This window comes from Streptomyces niveiscabiei (genome assembly GCF_033794345.1).
Lineage (GTDB): Bacteria > Actinomycetota > Actinomycetes > Streptomycetales > Streptomycetaceae > Streptomyces > Streptomyces niveiscabiei.
The window spans coordinates 42,266-59,437 of record NZ_JARAYJ010000027.1 but is presented as its reverse complement, the minus strand read 5'-3'; the positions used below and the strand labels follow the sequence as shown (position 1 = coordinate 59,437).

Genomic DNA, 17,172 nt, shown 5'->3' with positions numbered 1-17,172 from the left:
TTCGCCGGATGCCCCGAGATCTTGACCCCCGCCTGCTCCGAGTCTTCCTCGCCGTGGCCGAGGAACTGCACTTCACCCGGGCCGCCGAGCGCCTGTTCGTGGCCCAGCAGGCGCTGAGCCGCGATGTGCGGCGCCTGGAACGGGAGTTGGGGGCCGACCTGTTCGCCCGTACGACACGCCAGGTGGCCCTGACGCCGGACGGTGAGCGTCTCCTCCCGTACGCCCGGCGGGTGTTGGACGCGCAGGAGGAACTGCGCACCGCCTTCGGCCGGCCCCGCCCCCTGCTGGTCGACCTCAACTCGCCGGGGCTGCGGACCAATTCACTGGTCCTGGAGCGGGCGCGTCGACTCGCCCCGGACCACGAGCTGATGGCCCGCTTCGAGAGCGGACTGACCTGGGCCGCCGCCGAGATGATCGCGGGACGGCTGGACGCCTCGTTCGGAAGGTACGCGGGACTCGCCCCCTCGCTGCGGTCCCGGCTCGACCACCAGCTCGTCCGGTACGAGCCCATGGCCGTCCTCCTCCCCGAGGATCACCGCCTGGCCTCCTGGGACGCGGTGCCGTTGGGAGAGCTGGCGGGGGAGGAGGTCTACGCGGGCGCCGGGAATCCCCGTACTCCCGAATGGACCGACCTCGCACGGCAGTTGTTCGAGGGGCGGGGCGTGCGGGTCGCGCCGCCGGTTCCGATGGCCGTGGGGGAGGAGGAGTTCCGGCGTGTCATGGCCCGGTCCGGTTGGCCGGTGCTCGCCGTGGAGGGGTTTCCGGCCATGCCGGGAACGGTCCGCCGGCCGCTCGTCGAGCCCGTCCCGCTGTCCCCGGTGTCACTCGTGTGGCGAAAGGGGCTGGTCCATCCGATCTTGGCCGTACTGCGTCAATCTGTGCTCGAACTCGCGGTCGAGGAATCGTGGTTGGAGGTCCCGGCCGATGGATGGATTCCAGCCATCGACATGGGCATGGCATCCGCATACAAATGACACATCGCGCACACGGCGCACATCCGCTGCGCTAGATTCGGCGCCCCGAGCACGGAGAGACATCGGGGGCGTGTGAACCGGGTGGGGGCCTGGTTGTGCGACGTGTGCTCGGCAGTCGAACACGCGCCCACAACTGTTCCAGGGACGGACCCGGAGCGATTCCGGGGTGCTCCCGTGGGGGGAAGTGCGCACGTGAAGAAATGGCCAGAAGAAGCCCAACCGGAGTGGCCCGACCCGGCATCGCCGACCCAAGGGGGCGCGGTGGTCGGAGGTGGGACCCAGAAGTTCCCCGACACGGCGGCGTCCCCGCGCTTTCCCGAGGCGGGGGCGTCCACCGGTGAACGCCGCGAGATATCCGGGCAGGTGGGCGAGTCGCCCGCGCCGGGTTCGGCGGGCCTGTCGGCCGGCGCCGGATGGGAGGGGTTCCCGGACGAGATCCTCGGCAGCGGCCGACGGGCGCCGGACCCCTCGACGCGGGTGCCCGACTCGGCCGGGCTGGTGGAGTCGGCGGGGCTGGTGGAGTCGGCCTTCGGGGCCGCGCCGGTAGGACGGGACCCGTGGGGGGAGAAGCCCGCGGGGATACCTGGGGGGTACGGGTCTCATAGGGGGGCGCCCGGAAGTCGTACGGGTACGACGTCGGGCGGCGCCGGGGACGAGGGCGCGCCCGGGGACGCGAACGCCGGCGGCTGGCCGGTGGTTCCCAGGAGCCGCCGCAGCGGGGACGGCGCACCGCGTCGGACGGGGACCGACGGGGAGCTTCACCGTGGGGGTGGCTCTCCGGAGGGACGGGGTGTACGGGACGGCCGGGGCGCGGACGGCGGTGCCGGTGCCGGTGCCGGTGCCGGTGCCGGTGCCGGTGCCGAGGACCGTGACTCCGCCGAGGTGACCGTCCAGCTCGACCCCCTGCACGGCGGTGCCGAGTCCGACGGCGAGGCGTCCGAACGCCCCGTGTTCGTCGACGAGTCGGGCCGCCGCAGCCGTACCTTCCGGCGCCTCGGACTCGCCGTCGGCGTGGCCTGCGGCGCCTACGCGGCCGTCATCGTCGGCACGCTCCTCTCCGGCAACGCGGGCGCCCCCTGGCTCCCGCTCCCCGGACCCGGCGACGACAACAAGCCCGCGAGCCAGGTCGGGGCGACCCGTACCCCCAGTACCTCGGAGCCAGGCGTGCCGGATAGCCTCTCCACCCCCGGCGGCACCTCGTCGGCGACCGCCTCCGGTACGACGACCAGGGCCCCCGGCGCGACGCCGGGGCCGTCCGCCTCAGGTACTACGGGTCCTACGCCTCGGCCGTCCTCCTCGGCGGCGGCCTCGCCGAGCGCCGGGGCGACCGGGCCGGGGACCGGGCCGGGGCCCGGGATCGGCAGCGGCAGCCCGTCGCCGGGCGGCAGCAGCCCGGCGGTGTCGTCCCCGCCGCCCTCCTCGGCGGCGCCCTCGCCGGATCCGTCGCCGGACGCGTCGGCTTCGCAGGGGGTCACCGAGAAGCGGCAGGCGTCCGGGGCGGAGGGCTCGGGCGGCGGGGGTGCGGGGCCGGGGCCCTCGGCTGCGGGGGCCGCGCCGGTGTCGTCGCCCGTCTCGTCGGGCGGATCGTCGGGCGGGGTGGCTCCGGCGTCCGTGTCCGGGGGCGGCGGGTCCGGTGGTGTTGGGGCGGGGGGCAGCGGTTCGAGCGGTGCCGGCTCGGGCGGCAGCGGTTCGGGGGGCAGCGGTTCGAGCGGTGCCGGTTCAGGCGGCGTCGGCTCGGGCGGCAGCGGCTCCGGGGGTTCGGCGTCCGGTGTCTCCGGTGGGCCCGGGGCCGCTCTGGCGGCGAACATCGACGTGCCGGAGAGCGCGCCGGGGTCCGGAGCCGGGGTGTTCGTGGCGCGCAAGGCGCTGGCCGCAGCAGCTCCCGCCGGTTCCGCGGAGGGCGTCTCCTGATGGGTTCACGCGCAAACCGGCGGTCCATCACTGGGGCGACCGGTTCCTCAGCCCTACCCTCGCACCGCTCGTCGGGGTCCTCCTCAGGCCGTAGGGGTATGACGCGCCGGAAACGGGGGGCCTCGGGTACTACGGGTATGACGGGCAGCACGAGTGCTACGGGTACTACGGCCGCCCCGCCCTCCTCGGCCCTCGCCGACGGACTACCACCGACGGCGTCATACCAGGGACCCCCTCCGGCACCCCCCTCGACTCCACCCGCCTCCCCGCCCCGCCGCCGCTTCCTCCCCATGCGCCACCTGCTCCCGCTGCTCCTGCTCTGCGCGGTGATGGCGATGCTGATGCTGCGCGGCTACGTGCACAGCGAGATCCTCGCGGACTACCGCGTGCGCCCCGAAGCGGCGGCCGACAAGGTGCCGGAGAAGATCCTCGCGGGCGGCCCGGTCGTGGACACGCGGGGCGGGCGGACGACCAGCATGGACATCCCCGACCGGCGGATCGTCCTCACCTTCGACGACGGCCCCGACCCGCGCTGGACGCCCGAGGTCCTGGACGTCCTGAAGCAGCACCGCGCCCACGCCGTCTTCTTCATCACCGGCACCATGGCCTCCCGCCACCCCGACCTGGTCCGGCGGATGGCCGAGGAGGGCCACGAGATCGGCCTCCACACCTTCAACCACCCCGACCTCTCGTACCAGTCCAGGTCCCGCATCGACTGGGAACTCACCCAGAACCAGCTGGCGTTGGCGGGCGCGGCCGGTATCCGTACCTCGCTCTTCCGGCCGCCGTACTCCTCCACGGCCGAGGCCCTGGACAACAACTCGTGGCCGGTCGTGCGGTACGTGGGGAGCCGGGGCTACCTCACCGTCCTCACAAGCGTCGACAGCGAGGACTGGCAGAAGCCCGGAGTCGCCAGGATCATCGCCAACTCCACGCCGCCCAAAGGAAAAGGCGGCATCGTCCTGATGCACGACTCGGGCGGCGACCGGCACGAGACGGTCCAGGCACTCGACCGCTACCTGCCCCAACTCCAGCGCCAGGGCTACAAGTTCCAGAACCTCACCGAGGCCCTGAACGCCCCGAGCGCCCATATCCCGGTCACCGGCGCCGAGTTGTGGAAGGGCAAGGCGTGGACGGCCCTCGTCACCGCCTCCGACCACCTCACCGGCGTCCTCGTCGTCGGCCTCGCGGTCATCGGCTTCCTGGTCTTCGCGCGGTTCGGCCTGATGCTGCTGCTCTCCGCCGCGCACACCCGCCGCACCCGGCGCCGAGGCTTCACCTGGGGCCCGGACGCGCCGGTCACCGAACCCGTGACGGTGCTGGTCCCGGCGTACAACGAGGCCAAGTGCATCGAGAACACGGTGCGTTCACTGATCAGGAGCGAACACCCCATAGAAATCCTGGTCGTCGACGACGGCTCCACCGACGGCACCGCCCGCATCGTCGAGGAACTCGCCCTGCCCGGCGTACGGGTGGTCCGCCAGCTCAACGCGGGCAAACCGGCCGCGCTCAACCGGGGGCTCGCGAACGCCTCGCACGACATCATCGTGATGATGGACGGAGACACGGTCTTCGAGCCGTCCACCGTAAGGGAGTTGGTGCAGCCCTTCGCCGATCCGCGCGTCGGCGCCGTCGCCGGTAACGCCAAGGTCGGCAACAAGGACACCCTCATCGGGGCCTGGCAGCACATCGAGTACGTGATGGGCTTCAACCTGGACCGCCGGATGTACGACGTACTGCGCTGCATGCCGACAATTCCCGGCGCTGTAGGGGCGTTTCGGCGTACCGCGCTGGAGCGGGTCGGCGGGATGAGCGACGACACGCTCGCCGAGGACACCGACATCACCATGGCCATGCACCGCGACGGCTGGCGGGTCGTCTACGCGGAGAACGCGCGCGCGTGGACCGAGGCGCCGGAGTCCGTGCAGCAGCTCTGGTCGCAGCGCTACCGCTGGTGCTACGGCACGATGCAGGCGATCTGGAAGCACCGCCGGGCCGTCGTCGAACGGGGGCCCTCGGGGCGCTTCGGGCGGGTCGGCCTGCCGCTGGTCTCGCTGTTCATGGTCGTCGCGCCGCTCCTGGCCCCGCTGATCGACCTGTTCCTCGTCTACGGCCTCGTCTTCGGCCCGACCGGCAAGACCATCGCGGCCTGGTTCGGCGTCCTCGCGGTCCAAGGGGCCTGCGCCGCCTACGCGTTCGCCCTCGACCGGGAACGCCTCACCCCGTTGATCTCCCTGCCGCTCCAGCAGATCCTCTACCGGCAGCTGATGTACATCGTCCTGCTCCAGTCCTGGATCACGGCGCTCACCGGCGGCCGGCTGCGCTGGCAGAAACTCCGCCGCAAGGGCCAAGTCGCCGCGCCTCCGGGGCAGTTGGCGGCGGAGAGTGGAGGCCGGGGATGACGAGTACGTCGGACAGGCGCGAACTGGGGCTCCAGGACACCGAGAAGATACCGATCGTCGAGGAGGCGCCGGCCTCTCCGGCGTCCCAAAAAGGCGGCCGGGACCGGTACTTCGACCTCCTCCGGGCCGTCGCCCTCTTCCGCGTCGTCCTCTACCACCTCATGGGCTGGGCCTGGCTCCCCCTCGTCTTCCCCTCCATGGGTGTGATGTTCGCCCTCGCGGGCAACCTGATGTCCCGCTCCCTCGGCAAACGCCCCGCACCCGAGGTGATCCGGGGCCGCCTACGACGCCTGCTCCCGCCCTTGTGGCTCCTGGGAGTGATCGCGGTGACCGGCATGGCCCTCGCGGGCTGGGGTCCGGGAGAGGAGGGTCACCCGACGTGGTGGTGGCTGCACCTCGGGTACTGGGTCCTCCCGCTCAGCGACCCCCCGTACGCCGAGGCGTCCCACGGCATCCAGGGCCTCGTGGCGGACGACTGGCCCACCGCCCTGGGCGTACCCCTCTGGTACATCAGGGCCTACCTCTGGTTCGTCCTCCTCTCCCCGCTCCTGCGCCGGGCCCTGCGCGCGGCTCCCTGGCCCACGATCCTGGCGCCCCTCGCCCTTTCGGCGGCCCTGGAGTTCACCTCGGCCACCACCACGAGCTGGCGCCTCGACGCCACCCTCACCGACTTCGCGACCTTCGGCTCCTGCTGGCTCCTGGGTATGGCCCACCAACAAGGCGTCCTCCAGAAGCTCCCCCGCTACACCGTCCCCTCCCTCGCCCCGGCCGTCGCCGCTGTAGCTCTCTGGTATGCCCTCGCGCATGACCTCCACCAGGACCACGACCTCGACGACATGCCCTTCGCGCAGTCCCTCTGGTCCTTCGCGGCGGTCCTGCTCCTCCTCCACCTCAGCCCGAGCTGGCGGACCTGGCCCCCCGCCCTGCGCCGCTGGGACGGCCTGATCACCCTCCTCAACTCCCGCGCCGTCACGATCTACCTCTGGCACAACCTCTGCATCGTCATCGCCGAACCCCTCTGGGACCACGCCTGGAACATCCCCTACCTCGAATCCCACGCCGTCTGGCTCCTCAACTCCCCTTGGCCCGTACTCCCGTTGACCTGGCTCCTCACGGCCCTGTGCGTCCTGGCCTTCGGCTGGATGGAGGACCTCGCGGCAGGCCGCCGCCCGACCCTGTGGCCGAACGGACGGACGAGGGGCCTGCGGGGGAGGGGGCGGTAGTCCCAGGACACCCGCGCCTCCCGGCCGGGCGCCACCGTCGGCCCCGCGTGCTGCCCGGAAACCCGCATTGCGGTTCGCGATGCGCAGGTGTGAGGATTCCGGGCATGGCTGAGAACGGGGGCGAGGAGACGGCGGGGCAGGCGCGCCCGTCACGGCTGCGCGACTACCTGGACCCGCCGCCCACCGGGCCAGGCCCGTTGCCCCCGGCCCTCGAGTCCCCCACGGCCGAGCCGGACTCGCCGCCCGCCGCCCCACAACCGCCGTCGCTCGCACCGGCATCGGGCTTGGAGCCCGCACCGACGTCCTACGCAGCCCCCGGTCCCGTGCCCGGCACAGCACTCGCACCGGCACCAGCCGACGCATCCGAACTACCGCTCCCGCAGCCGGAGAACAGCCCCGAGCCCCCCGACGTCACCCGTCGCCGACGTGAACTCGCCGCTGTACTCGGCGAGTTCCGTCGTACCCCCGTCCTTCTGCCGCTCGTGGAGGACGACGTCCCCCTGGTCGCCGACTTCGGCGGCATCCGCTGGATCTACGCCTTCTCGAACGAGGAAGCGCTCGCCAGGTTCGCGATCGCGAGGGGAGAGGCGGGGCGCGAATGGCCGTACCGGCAGGTGCTCGGCGCGCGACTGCTGGACGTCGGGACCGTCGTGGCCGGGGCGCCGTGCGGTGTCGCTCTGGACGTCGGCAGCGAGGGCGACGGGGTGCTGTTCCCGCCCGTCGAGGGCGTCGTGCCGGACGCGGCGGCCGTGGACACGGACAGGGAGGGACGGGAGTGAACACCGATCCGGTGGAGCACAAGCCGGCCGCGGCCACGGGCAAGGACCTGGAGACCGCCGGCATGGCACAGGTCGCCCAGGGCATCACCCAGACCCTGGACGAACTCCGGGAGATCGGCATCGACAGCCTCGCGGGCGCGGGCCGGGGCTTCTCCGAACTCTCCCTGTCCAGCCTGGAGTTGGGCCACGACGAACTGCGCTCGGAGTTCTCCTCGTTCTGCGAGCGCTGGGACTGGGGCGTGCGCTCACTCGTGGCCCAGGCGAACGCCTTCGCCGAATCCGTGGGCCTCGCGGCGGGAACGCTGCACGAGACGGACCAATACGTCAGCGGCTCCCTGAAGGTCCTCGCCACTCCGCGCTGGGCGGCAGCCCTTACGCCGCGGACAGGTTCCCGGAGCGCAGGAGCATTATTGCTATGACCGTTGACGAGTTTATCGCGAACTCTCAGGTTTTGGGTTCGCTGTATGAGGATTCTCCCGTGCTGGGTGGAGATCTCAGGCTGCGTTCTGTCAATTTGAGCTGGATCGGCCCTACGGTGACTCTGCGCGTGGATCTCGCTGGTTTTCCTGTGTCAGTGCCGAAGGAGTGGCGGGATGCGGGGTTGGATACTGTTCAGTGTCAGCTTCGCTTTTTGGATGTCGATCACATGGTTGTGAAGGGATGGAGTCCGCTGATTCTGGCTCGCGTGAATGTTGTCGGGCGTCTAGAGGAAGGCCGTATCCAGGTTGATGCTCGATCCGAGAAGTCGGGTTTTGCGCTTTCCTTTGAATGCTCGGATTCTGTTCTCGTGGGACGAGTGAGCGCATTCAAGGTTCGGGGTGATGGGATGGATGATGGTTCGAGAATTCATGTGAGGCGGCTGGATTCGCGGCTCTACGGGACGCTCCCCGACACTTTCGAGAAGGTTTACTATGAGCGTTTCTGACTGGGGTCGGATCCTTGGTTCGTCCGATGCCCTGGGCGCACTCTATGGGGATTCCGTGCCGATGCCGGAGGAATGTGAGCTCTACTACGTTCATGTCGACGAGAGGGGGAGCTCGGTGACGGTTGGGTTTGAGACCCGGAATGTTCCGTCTCGTCCTGGTGAGGCGTGGCGGGACAAGGTTTACAACACCCTGGAGTTCTATCTTCTGTTCTCGGGTGTCAGGGAATTCTCGGTCAATCGTTGGAGTTCTGCCGAGGCTGAGCGATTTGATGTGGCGATCGAGGTGGATGGCGGAGTCGCTGTTGTTCTTGGGGGCGAGGGCTCCGGCATCAGGTTTCGGGCCGATTCTGTCGGGTTGCCGAAGGTGCGGGTCTATCTTGCGGCTGCCGAGGTTGAGTAGTCGGGTTGTGTGGTTGTTGGATGGTGGGGTGTGAGCTGGGGTTTTCTCGTTCCGGGCGGCCAGGTGGCCGTATTGGGGTGGCTCGTTGTGGTGATGCCGCGTGACCTTTGGGTGATCGAAATCTTTTGTTCGGTGACGTTCGCTGGTCAGTAGCGATCGTTATTTTTTCAGGTTCGCTGGACAGGAGAGAGTTGTGATCAAGAAGGTTCTGGCTGGGGCGGCGCTGGCGTCCGCTGCGACCGTGGCGGCTACCGGGGTTGCCTCGGCGACCACCTCCGCGGGGGTGGGGGCCGAGAACATGACCGCCACCAACGCGGGGGAGATGAACCACGCGGCTCGGGTCGCCTACGGGGACACGGCCAGTGGGAGCGGGACCGCTTCCGACTTCGCCACGCGGAACGGCGACACCGCCATCGGTGGGGACGCGAGCGGGATCCTCAACACGTACGGCGCTCCGCTGGTCAACGTCGATCTGCGGTGCGCGGTGCCGAACGCGGAGGGTGTGGGCGGGAACGTCCTCGGTGGGCCGTCGTCGGCGTGCCCCGTGGCGCCCGTGGACCAGTTCGACGCGCCTCGGCGGATCGTCTGATCGGTGAGGTTGTGACGTGGGAAGGGGTGGCCACCGGTTCGGGGTCACCCCTCCCCGGGGTCATCCCCCCGAGGGCCGAGGCCGGGGAGAGGTCCAGGTTTCGGGGGCGAAGCGGAGGTGGGGCCTGCGCCGCAGGGCGTCAACTCCAGGTTGGAGAGAGGCCGTTCGCGGCGCCGTACGGGATGGGGGCGCCCGTGGACGCGTCCAGGAGTATGCGGTCGGCCAGTGGGCCGGCCAGGTTCACCTTTACCCGCTCCATCTTCAAGTCCGCTCTGCACGGGCCCTCTTGAGGGTTCACCGTGTACGGCGTCAGGACTACGCTCCCCGGCGTCTCCAGTGCCTCCACCTCGACGCCGTCGTCACAGGAGCCGTGCGGTGTGACGATGGTCAGCGCGGAGCCCTGGATGCTCTCCACCCGATTCCCGTTCACCGCTGAACTCACCGAATCTATCGGTGACTTGGGACGAGCAGAGGGACGTACCGCCGCCCTCCTGATCGGCTCCGCGTACCCCTCCACCGTGAACAGCCACGCCGGTACGGTCGCCGGACCCCGGCTCGTCCGAAGCGGCATCGTCCCCAACGTCACTGCCGTGACCGGAAGTTGGGTGAGCGGACCCTCGTACCGGTCCAGCGCCTCGTACGCGGTGCTCGCCGGAATGAGCGGAGCCTTGAGCGTCGAACCGTCCGGCCACCTGACCTCGGCGTTGGGGGAGGGGAGTGGAGGGAGCGTCGCCCGAAGGGTGAGCAGCGGGTCCGTGAGCCCCTTGGGGAGCAGCGTCCAGTCACCCAGCGGGTGGTACCCGGCACGCCAACTCGCCTCCGCCCGCGAGCCGTTCCACGCGGCGGCGACCTGCCGGGCCCGCGCGGCGCGTTCCGCCGGGTTCTCGGAGGGGCGGGCGGACTGCTGCTCGGGGTGCCCGCTGCCGCAGGCGCCCGTCAGTGTGGCCAGGGCGGCCACGAGGGCCAGTACAAGGGAGCGGCGCATAGGGGGCCTCCAGTGCCTCGGTCGAGACTGAGACGCCGGAAGCCCCGCAGACGTTCGTCCCCTCGGCTCCGCCGATAGCCGATAGCCGATAGCCGATAGCCGATAGCCGATACCGGCGGCCCTTGACTCCCCGCCGCCTCAATACCCCTTACTCGTCCGCGTACTTCGCATCAGCCGCCGGATCCAACGCCAGCCGATACCCCCGCTTCACCACGGTCTGGATCAACTTCGGCGCCCCAAGTGCCGTACGCAGTCGGGCCATTGCCGTCTCGACGGCGTGTTCGTCCCGCCCCGCCCCCGGCAGCGCGCGCAGCAGGTCAGCCCGGGCCACCACCCACCCCGGCCGCCGCGACAGCGCACGCAGCAGAGACATCCCGGCCGGCGGTACGGGCTTCAACTCGCCGTCCACCAGCACCGCGTGCCCCCGGATCTCGACCCGGTGCCCGGCGATGGGCAGGGCCCGGGCCCGCCCCGGCAGTTCTTGGCACAGCAGTTGGACCAGCGGCCCCAGCCGGAACCGCTCGGGCTGGACGGTGTCGACTCCCGCGGCCTGGAGGGGAAGCGCGGTCACGGGACCCACGCAGGCGGGCAGGACGTCGTGCTGGAACGCCGCCAACAGCTCGCCCGACAGCCCCCGTTGCTCGGCCCGGGACAGCAGCGAAGCCGCGGCGGGCGCACTCGTGAACGTCACCGCGTCGAGCCCGCGCGAGATCGTCGCGTCCAGCAGCCGGTCCAGCGGCGCGAGATCCTCCGGCGGCATCCAGCGGTAGACCGGCACCCCGACGACCTCGGCCCCGGCGGCCCGCAACGCCTCCACGAACCCCGGCAGCGGCTCCCCGTGCAGCTGGACGGCGATCCGCCGCCCCTCCACCCCGTGGTCGAGGAGCCGGTCCAGCACCTCGGCCATCGACTCGCTCGACGGCGACCACTCCTCCGTGAGCCCCGCGGCGCGGATCGCGCCCTTCACCTTCGGGCCGCGCGCGAGCAGCTCCACCGTCGACAGCCGGGCCAGCAGCGGCTCGCCCAGGCCCCAGCCGTCCGCCGCCTCGATCCAGCCCCGGAAGCCGATCGCCGTCGTCGCGACGACGATGTCCGGCGCCTGGTCCAGGAGGCCCTTCGTCGCCGCCAGCAGATCGCTGTCGTCGGCCAGCTGCACGATCCGCAGCGCGGGCGCGTGGACGACGGCCGCGCCCCGGCGCTGGAGCAGCGCGCCCAGCTCCTCGGCGCGGCGCGCGGCGGTCACGCCGACGGTGAAACCGGCGAGGGGACCGTGACCCGTGCTGCCCGGTTCCGGGGTTCCCGTACGTTGCTGTTCGTCGTGCATAGTCACTCTCGTCCCGCGATGGAGTCACCCGCGATGGGATCACAGGGGGCTTCGCACCCGCATGACCGACGAGCCTGTCAACGGCGCGTGACAGGCTCGGTTCCGGTCGGTGTCGCCCGTGTTACGTCACACCTTCGCGTAGCTGAGCTGCGGCTTCGTCTCCGAGGCCGACCCCGTGGCGGTGATCCGCCCCGCCGGCCGGCGAAGGTATACAGCCCACGTCACCACGAAGCACACCGCGTAGAACGCGAGGAACGCGACGAACGCGCCCGTGCCGGAGCCGTACGACAGGAACGACTGGCGGAACGCCATGTTGATGCCGACGCCGCCCAGCGCCCCGACCGCGCCGATCAGGCCCATCGACGCGCCCGAAAGACGCCGGCCGTACGCCGCGGCCTCCTCGCCCTCCAGGCCCCTGGCCAGCGCCTTCGCCTGGAAGATGCCGGGGATCATCTTGTACGTCGAACCGTTGCCGAGGCCCGTCAGGACGAACAGGACCACGAACACGGCGACGAAGAACGGCAGCGACTTCTGGACGCTCGCCACGATCAGCGCCGCCGTCGCCGCGGCCATGCCGACGTAGTTGTACAGGGTGATCCGCGCACCGCCGTACCGGTCCGCCAGCCAGCCGCCGACCGGGCGGATCAGCGAGCCCAGCAGGGGGCCGATGAACGTCAGGTACGCGGCCTGGAGCGGCGTACGGCCGAACTGGTTCGTCAGGACCTGGCCGAAGGCGAACGAGTAGCCGATGAACGAGCCGAACGTGCCGATGTACAGGAACGACATGATCCAGGTGTGGCCGTCCTTCGCCGCGTCGATCGCCGCGCCGGTGTCGTTCTTCACGGACGTCAGGTTGTCCATGTACAGGGCGGCCAGCGTCGCGGCGATCACGATCAGCGGGATGTAGATGCCCAGCAGGACCCGCGGGCCGCCGCTCGCGCCGATCACCGCGAGGGCGATCAGCTGGATGACCGGTACGCCGATGTTGCCGCCGCCCGCGTTCAGGCCGAGCGCCCAGCCCTTCTTGCGGAGCGGGAAGAACGCGTTGATGTTCGTCATCGACGAGGCGAAGTTCCCGCCGCCGATCCCCGCGAGGAGGCCGACCAGCAGGAACGTGCTGAACGACGTGCCCGGCTCCATCACCGTGAACGCCGCGATCGTCGGGATCAGGAGCAGCGCCGCCGAGACGATCGTCCAGTTGCGGCCACCGAAGACCGCGACCGCGAAGGTGTACGGGACGCGGACCACCGCGCCGACCAGCGTCACCATCGACGTCAGCAGGAACTTGTCCGCCGGGGTCAGGCCGTACTCCGGGCCCATGAACAGCACCAGCACCGACCACAGCGTCCAGATCGAGAACCCGATGTGCTCCGACAGCACGGAGAACAGCAGATTCCGCCGGGCGATCTTCTCCCCGCCGGACTCCCAGAACGCCTCGTCCTCCGGATCCCACTCCTCGATCCAGCGCCCCTTCCGGGCCGCCGTCTTCTCAATGCCGGGGGATGTCATCACGCCTCCACGGTGGGTCCTGGCTCCGCTGCTGTTCCCGAAGGTAGGGATCACGCATTTCCAGGCTGTGCCAGCCGGTGACCGGAAGGGAACGTTGGTCTCACCGCGCGGGGGGATGGTTTGAGAGGTCCACACGGGTACGCGTCCGCGCGGGCCGGGGTGGTCCGGGGCGGGGCGGTCCGAACCGGGGCGGTCCGGAGCGGGCTGGGGCGAGCCGGGGCGGTCAGGTCCGAGGCCGGGCGGGGAGAACGGGGCCACGGGGAGCCCGTCACGGGGACGATGCCAGTCCGTTCCGAGGGACGCCCACAACCGACGGCGCGAGCAACGAACTGCGCCGCACCCTCGCGCCGCGACTTCGCCGCACCCCGCTCACTCCCTGCGAAACCCCGCACCCCGCACCCCGCCGCACACCCCGCTCCTTGCGGAACCCCGCGCCTCGCCCCCCGCTCCCTGCCGCACCTCGTTCCCGCACCAGGCGCCCGATCCCCACCCCGCCAGCTCCCCGACCGCCCTCCCCTCCGCCACACGACGGTTCGCGGTGTCCCGCCCCGGGGCCTCCTTCGGCTCGCCGCCCGCCGAGGGGCATCCGTACGGTCCCCCAGCCCGCGAGCCCGCCCTGCCCGCCAGCCCGCCAGCCCGCCCTGCCCGGTTGGCCCGCCCAGCCCGGCCTGCCTGCCCTGCTCGGCCTGCCTGCCCAGCCCGGCCCCGGCCCGCCCAACCCCCCCAACCCGCCCGGCCCTCCACTCGCCTGCCCGGCCTGCCCGGCCCGCCCGGCCCTCCACTCGCCTGCCCGGCCTGCCCGCCCAGCCCCGCCCGGCCTGCCCGGTTGGCCCGCTCAGCCCGGCCCGCTCGGCCCCGCCTGTTCGGCCAGCCCGGCCCCGGCCCGCCCGGTCGCCCCTACTCGCCTGCTCGGCCTGCTCGGTCCGCCCGGCCTGCTCGGCCCGTTCGGCCTGCCCCCTCGGCCCCGCCTGCTCGGCCCGTTCGGCCCCCGGCCCGCCCAACCCCTCCGCCCGCCCGGTCCCCCAACCCGCCTGGCCCCTCGGCTCAATCCCCGCCCTCGGCCCACCCCCCACCCCTTCCCCGCAGCTTCAGGCAGGGCGAAACAGGTGGGAGGGGTTTCGGGAGGAAAGGAGGGCATGCACTGTGGAGGGTGCCGGGGTCTGGTGGGTCCCGGTGGGTGTTCTCTGTCCGTCTCTGGGTGGTGACAGGCTTATGGCACTGCGTATGGGTGTGGGGAGCCCCGCGTCCCGGTTCGACGCGGGGCGGGTGTGTCTGGACCTTCTGGCGACCAGCCACCCGCATGAACGGCTCGACGACGTGGGCGCGTTGGCGGGATGGATCTCCGGCGTCGGACTGGTCCCGGTGGGGACCGCGTTGGTACGGGTCGACGCGAGCTGGCTCGTGGCGTTCCGCGAACTCAGGGGCGCCGTGGGGAGGTTGGTCCAGGCGTGTCTCCAGCCGGAGGGGACGCCGTACGACCATCCCCTCGCCCACCTCAACGAAGCCGCGCGCCCCGCCCCGCCGGCCCCGCGCGCCGTCCTCCTCGACGGCACCCTCACGAAGCAACTCCTCGACCCCCCGACGTGCCCCGCCCTCCTCGCGACCATCGCCCGCGACGCCCTTGACCTCCTCACGGACCCCGCTTCCCGCGAGGCCCTCCGGCAGTGCGAGGGCGACAACTGCCCCATCGTCTACCTGGACACCTCCCGGGGCCGGCGCCGCCGCTGGTGCTCCAGCGAAACCTGCGGCAACCGAGAGAGGGTGGCCCGCCACCGCCGCAGGGCGGCCTTGGCGAGGGCGTGACCTCCTCCACGCCACCCCCGAAGCGGCCCTGGAGAAGGCGTGACCCCCTCCACGCCCCCCGAAGCCACGCCCCGCCCGACCTCGAACTTGCCCCCACCTCACCCCCAAGGCCGCACCCCACGCCACCCCCGAAGTCGCCCCCACCTCACCCCAGGGCCGCCTCCCACCTCACCCCCAATGTGGCCCCGCTCCCCCGAAGCCTCCCCACCTCACCCCCGTAGCTCCCCCCTTCCCCCTTCCCCCACCCCCCTGATGACTTCTGTCGCCCCGCGTTGAATTCTGAGCCCTTCCACCCCACCCCCTCCACCCCACCGGCACCCACCAGCCCCCCCCAACTCCCCACCCCCCACCCCCAGTCCACCTATCCCCGCCCGGAACCTCACCTTCAGCGGCGGGTTTTCGCCACCCCGGCCGACCGGTGGGCGGGCCGGGGTGACGGGTGGACACCCTCCGGTCGCACAGGAGGGTGCTTGCAAGTCCACCGGCATCGCATATGACGACACCAACGCACGTCCATCCCGCGGCAAGCCGGAAGACAGGCGGCGAAATCTCGTTCCGTGGACGCCGGTTCGCGCGAGAAGAGTGCGTCCGCGACAGCTGACGTACCGTCAAATCGCCCCCACCCTGTCCCACATGAACCTTTCGCCGAGAAACGCCGCATCGATCCCGCAGGGCAGTCGAAGTGATTTCGACAACACTCCGTTTCACTTGTGCGGAGCAAGGGCACGTGGCTCGATCTTGTCGATGTGGCGGAAATGTAAAGAACCGAGGGTGGGAATGTGCGGCCATGTCCACCTCGTCACGGCACCGAGAGGAAAAGTGTCGAGACCCTTGAACGCTCCCGAACCCCCGCCCGTACTCGTGGCGGAGCGACCGACTGGGGGAACCCCCGGACATCGGAGGTGGGCGTGCGCAAGGATTCCGTCGTGGCCAATGAACGTGGATCGAGGGCCCGACATCGCATGTCCCAGCCCTCGGAGCCTGATGAGGAGCTGATGCGTGCCCTGTACCGGGAGCACGCCGGACCCCTCCTCGCATATGTCCTGCGCCTGGTCGCCGGAGACCGCCAACGCGCCGAGGACGTCGTACAAGAGACACTCATCCGTGCCTGGAAGAACGCCGGACAGCTCAATCGAGCCACCGGATCGGTACGCCCCTGGCTGGTGACGGTCGCCCGGCGCATCGTCATCGACGGACACCGCAGCCGGCAGGCCCGGCCGCAGGAGGTCGACCCGTCACCGCTGGAGGTCATCCCCGCGGAGGACGAGATCGACAAGGCGCTGTGGCTGATGACCCTGTCGGACGCGCTGGACGACCTGACCCCGGCCCACCGGGAGGTGCTCGTCGAGACGTACTTCAAGGGGCGTACCGTCAATGAGGCGGCGGAGACCCTGGGCATCCCCAGCGGCACCGTCCGTTCCAGGGTGTTCTACGCCCTGCGGTCGATGAAGCTGGCTCTGGAGGAGCGGGGGGTGACGGCGTGATGAGTGTGTACGGGGGACAAGGCGGCGGATTCGGCACAGGTGGTCCGGGTATGTCTGGACCCATGAGCCCCAGGCAGGGAGCCCCCGCTCCCAACGAGCACGAGACCGTCGGCGCCTACGCCCTCGGCATCCTCGACGACGCCGAGGCGACCGCCTTCGAGGCCCACCTCGCGGGCTGCGAATGGTGCGCCCAGCAGCTCGACGAGCTGGCCGGCATGGAACCGATGCTCGCCGCGCTCGCGGACCTCCCGGGCACCGGCACCCCCGCCATCGGCGAGTCGCTCTCCGCCAAGCCCAGCCCGCGCCTGGTCGAGAAGCTGGTCGACGAGGTCGCGGACCGGCGCGCGGTCAAACGCCGCCGCTCGTTCTTCCTGGTGGCAGCCGCCGCCGCGCTCATCATCGGCGGCCCGCTCGGCGTGATGGCCGCGACCGGCGGCGACGACGGCGGCGCCAAGACGGGTGTGGTCGCCTCCGCGAACCCGGCGAAGGACGTCTTCGGCACGCTCTCCGACAAGAAGACCGCGACGGACGCGGGCACCAAGGTCACCGGCACCGTCGCCTACGCCAAGAAGGCGTGGGGGACCGAGACCGTGATCGAGCTCAAGAACGTCACCGGCCCGGAGAAGTGCTCCCTGATCGCCGTCGGCAAGAACGGCGAGCGCGAGACCGTCTCCACCTGGGCCGTACCGAACTGGGGCTACGGCATCCCGGACGCCCAGACCGAGCAGGCCCGCAACCCGTTGTACGTCATGGGCGGCACGTCGATGACGCCCGACCAGATCGACCACTTCGAGGTCGCCACCCTGAGCGGGAAGAAGCTGGTCCAGATCGACGCCTGAGCGCGCGTGACTTCCACCACCGGCC

At 71.0% G+C, this 17,172-nt stretch carries 15 protein-coding genes; 12 read left to right on the top strand and 3 right to left on the bottom strand.

The window, feature by feature from the left end; all coding sequences use genetic code 11:
• The first annotated feature begins 8 nt into the window (after positions 1 to 8).
• The 9 genes from PV682_RS30445 (at position 9) to PV682_RS30405 (ending at position 9,203) form a co-directional block, all read left to right on the top strand.
• Positions 9 to 974 (top strand): LysR family transcriptional regulator, encoded by a 966-nt coding sequence (locus tag PV682_RS30445; RefSeq protein ID WP_319734986.1) that lies wholly within the window; start codon positions 9 to 11, stop codon positions 972 to 974.
• Positions 975 to 1,235: 261 nt separating this feature from the next.
• Positions 1,236 to 2,885: a hypothetical protein gene (locus PV682_RS30440; RefSeq protein WP_319734985.1), complete on the top strand. Its 1,650-nt coding sequence runs from the start codon at positions 1,236 to 1,238 to the stop codon at positions 2,883 to 2,885.
• A 290-nt stretch (positions 2,886 to 3,175) separates the two neighbouring features.
• Positions 3,176 to 5,287, top strand: coding sequence for a bifunctional polysaccharide deacetylase/glycosyltransferase family 2 protein (locus tag PV682_RS30435; protein ID WP_319734984.1), 2,112 nt, complete (start codon positions 3,176 to 3,178; stop codon positions 5,285 to 5,287).
• Positions 5,284 to 6,510, top strand: coding sequence for an acyltransferase family protein (locus PV682_RS30430; protein WP_319734983.1), 1,227 nt, complete (start codon positions 5,284 to 5,286; stop codon positions 6,508 to 6,510). Before PV682_RS30435 ends, PV682_RS30430 begins: the two co-directional genes overlap by 4 nt.
• A 104-nt stretch (positions 6,511 to 6,614) precedes the next feature.
• Positions 6,615 to 7,289: a hypothetical protein gene (locus PV682_RS30425; protein ID WP_407705761.1), complete on the top strand. Its 675-nt coding sequence runs from the start codon at positions 6,615 to 6,617 to the stop codon at positions 7,287 to 7,289.
• Positions 7,286 to 7,708 (top strand): hypothetical protein, encoded by a 423-nt coding sequence (locus PV682_RS30420; protein ID WP_319734982.1) that lies wholly within the window; start codon positions 7,286 to 7,288, stop codon positions 7,706 to 7,708. The genes PV682_RS30425 and PV682_RS30420 overlap by 4 nt, the downstream gene beginning before the upstream one ends.
• Positions 7,705 to 8,214 carry an Imm50 family immunity protein gene (locus tag PV682_RS30415; RefSeq protein ID WP_319734981.1) on the top strand — a complete coding sequence of 170 codons (510 nt, stop codon included), beginning with the start codon at positions 7,705 to 7,707 and terminating at the stop codon, positions 8,212 to 8,214. The genes PV682_RS30420 and PV682_RS30415 overlap by 4 nt, the downstream gene beginning before the upstream one ends.
• The gene (locus tag PV682_RS30410; RefSeq protein WP_319734980.1) at positions 8,201 to 8,614 is read left to right on the top strand and encodes an Imm50 family immunity protein; all 414 of its coding nucleotides are present in this window, start codon (positions 8,201 to 8,203) and stop codon (positions 8,612 to 8,614) included. The genes PV682_RS30415 and PV682_RS30410 overlap by 14 nt, the downstream gene beginning before the upstream one ends.
• Positions 8,615 to 8,807: 193 nt before the next feature.
• Positions 8,808 to 9,203, top strand: coding sequence for a hypothetical protein (locus PV682_RS30405; protein ID WP_319734979.1), 396 nt, complete (start codon positions 8,808 to 8,810; stop codon positions 9,201 to 9,203).
• A 139-nt stretch (positions 9,204 to 9,342) separates the two neighbouring features.
• Here PV682_RS30405 and PV682_RS30400 read toward each other — a convergent pair whose 3' ends face one another.
• From PV682_RS30400 to PV682_RS30390, 3 genes are all read right to left on the bottom strand, one after another.
• Positions 9,343 to 10,188 (bottom strand): hypothetical protein, encoded by an 846-nt coding sequence (locus PV682_RS30400; RefSeq protein WP_319734978.1) that lies wholly within the window; start codon positions 10,186 to 10,188, stop codon positions 9,343 to 9,345.
• A gap of 148 nt (positions 10,189 to 10,336) precedes the next feature.
• Entirely contained in the window at positions 10,337 to 11,512 is a 1,176-nt protein-coding gene (locus tag PV682_RS30395) for a uroporphyrinogen-III synthase (RefSeq protein WP_319734977.1), read from the bottom strand.
• Between the two features lie 126 nt (positions 11,513 to 11,638).
• A complete protein-coding gene (locus PV682_RS30390; protein WP_319734976.1) occupies positions 11,639 to 13,021 on the bottom strand; it encodes a nitrate/nitrite transporter in 1,383 nt (460 codons plus the stop codon).
• A gap of 1,212 nt (positions 13,022 to 14,233) precedes the next feature.
• Here PV682_RS30390 and PV682_RS30385 point away from each other — a divergent pair.
• The 3 genes from PV682_RS30385 (at position 14,234) to PV682_RS30375 (ending at position 17,147) form a co-directional block, all read left to right on the top strand.
• Positions 14,234 to 14,824 carry a CGNR zinc finger domain-containing protein gene (locus PV682_RS30385; RefSeq protein ID WP_319734975.1) on the top strand — a complete coding sequence of 197 codons (591 nt, stop codon included), beginning with the start codon at positions 14,234 to 14,236 and terminating at the stop codon, positions 14,822 to 14,824.
• Between the two features lie 962 nt (positions 14,825 to 15,786).
• Positions 15,787 to 16,308: a sigma-70 family RNA polymerase sigma factor gene (locus PV682_RS30380; protein ID WP_010039908.1), complete on the top strand. Its 522-nt coding sequence runs from the start codon at positions 15,787 to 15,789 to the stop codon at positions 16,306 to 16,308.
• A 62-nt stretch (positions 16,309 to 16,370) separates the two neighbouring features.
• Complete coding sequence (locus tag PV682_RS30375) at positions 16,371 to 17,147, top strand: anti-sigma factor family protein (protein ID WP_319734974.1); 777 nt, start codon at positions 16,371 to 16,373, stop codon at positions 17,145 to 17,147.
• The last annotated feature ends 25 nt before the right edge of the window (positions 17,148 to 17,172 follow it).

Excerpts from the sequence above, each read along its gene's own strand:
- PV682_RS30445 (WP_319734986.1), top strand. The coding sequence starts at position 9 with ATGCCCCGAGATCTTGACCCCCGCCTGCTCCGAGTCTTCCTCGCCGTG.
- PV682_RS30435 (WP_319734984.1), top strand. The coding sequence starts at position 3,176 with ATGCGCCACCTGCTCCCGCTGCTCCTGCTCTGCGCGGTGATGGCGATG.
- PV682_RS30430 (WP_319734983.1), top strand. The coding sequence starts at position 5,284 with ATGACGAGTACGTCGGACAGGCGCGAACTGGGGCTCCAGGACACCGAG.
- PV682_RS30425 (WP_407705761.1), top strand. The coding sequence starts at position 6,615 with ATGGCTGAGAACGGGGGCGAGGAGACGGCGGGGCAGGCGCGCCCGTCA.
- PV682_RS30415 (WP_319734981.1), top strand. The coding sequence starts at position 7,705 with ATGACCGTTGACGAGTTTATCGCGAACTCTCAGGTTTTGGGTTCGCTG.
- PV682_RS30410 (WP_319734980.1), top strand. The coding sequence starts at position 8,201 with ATGAGCGTTTCTGACTGGGGTCGGATCCTTGGTTCGTCCGATGCCCTG.
- PV682_RS30400 (WP_319734978.1), bottom strand. The coding sequence starts at position 10,188 with ATGCGCCGCTCCCTTGTACTGGCCCTCGTGGCCGCCCTGGCCACACTG.
- PV682_RS30395 (WP_319734977.1), bottom strand. The coding sequence starts at position 11,512 with ATGCACGACGAACAGCAACGTACGGGAACCCCGGAACCGGGCAGCACG.
- PV682_RS30390 (WP_319734976.1), bottom strand. The coding sequence starts at position 13,021 with ATGACATCCCCCGGCATTGAGAAGACGGCGGCCCGGAAGGGGCGCTGG.
- PV682_RS30385 (WP_319734975.1), top strand. The coding sequence starts at position 14,234 with ATGGCACTGCGTATGGGTGTGGGGAGCCCCGCGTCCCGGTTCGACGCG.
- PV682_RS30380 (WP_010039908.1), top strand. The coding sequence starts at position 15,787 with ATGTCCCAGCCCTCGGAGCCTGATGAGGAGCTGATGCGTGCCCTGTAC.
- PV682_RS30375 (WP_319734974.1), top strand. The coding sequence starts at position 16,371 with ATGAGCCCCAGGCAGGGAGCCCCCGCTCCCAACGAGCACGAGACCGTC.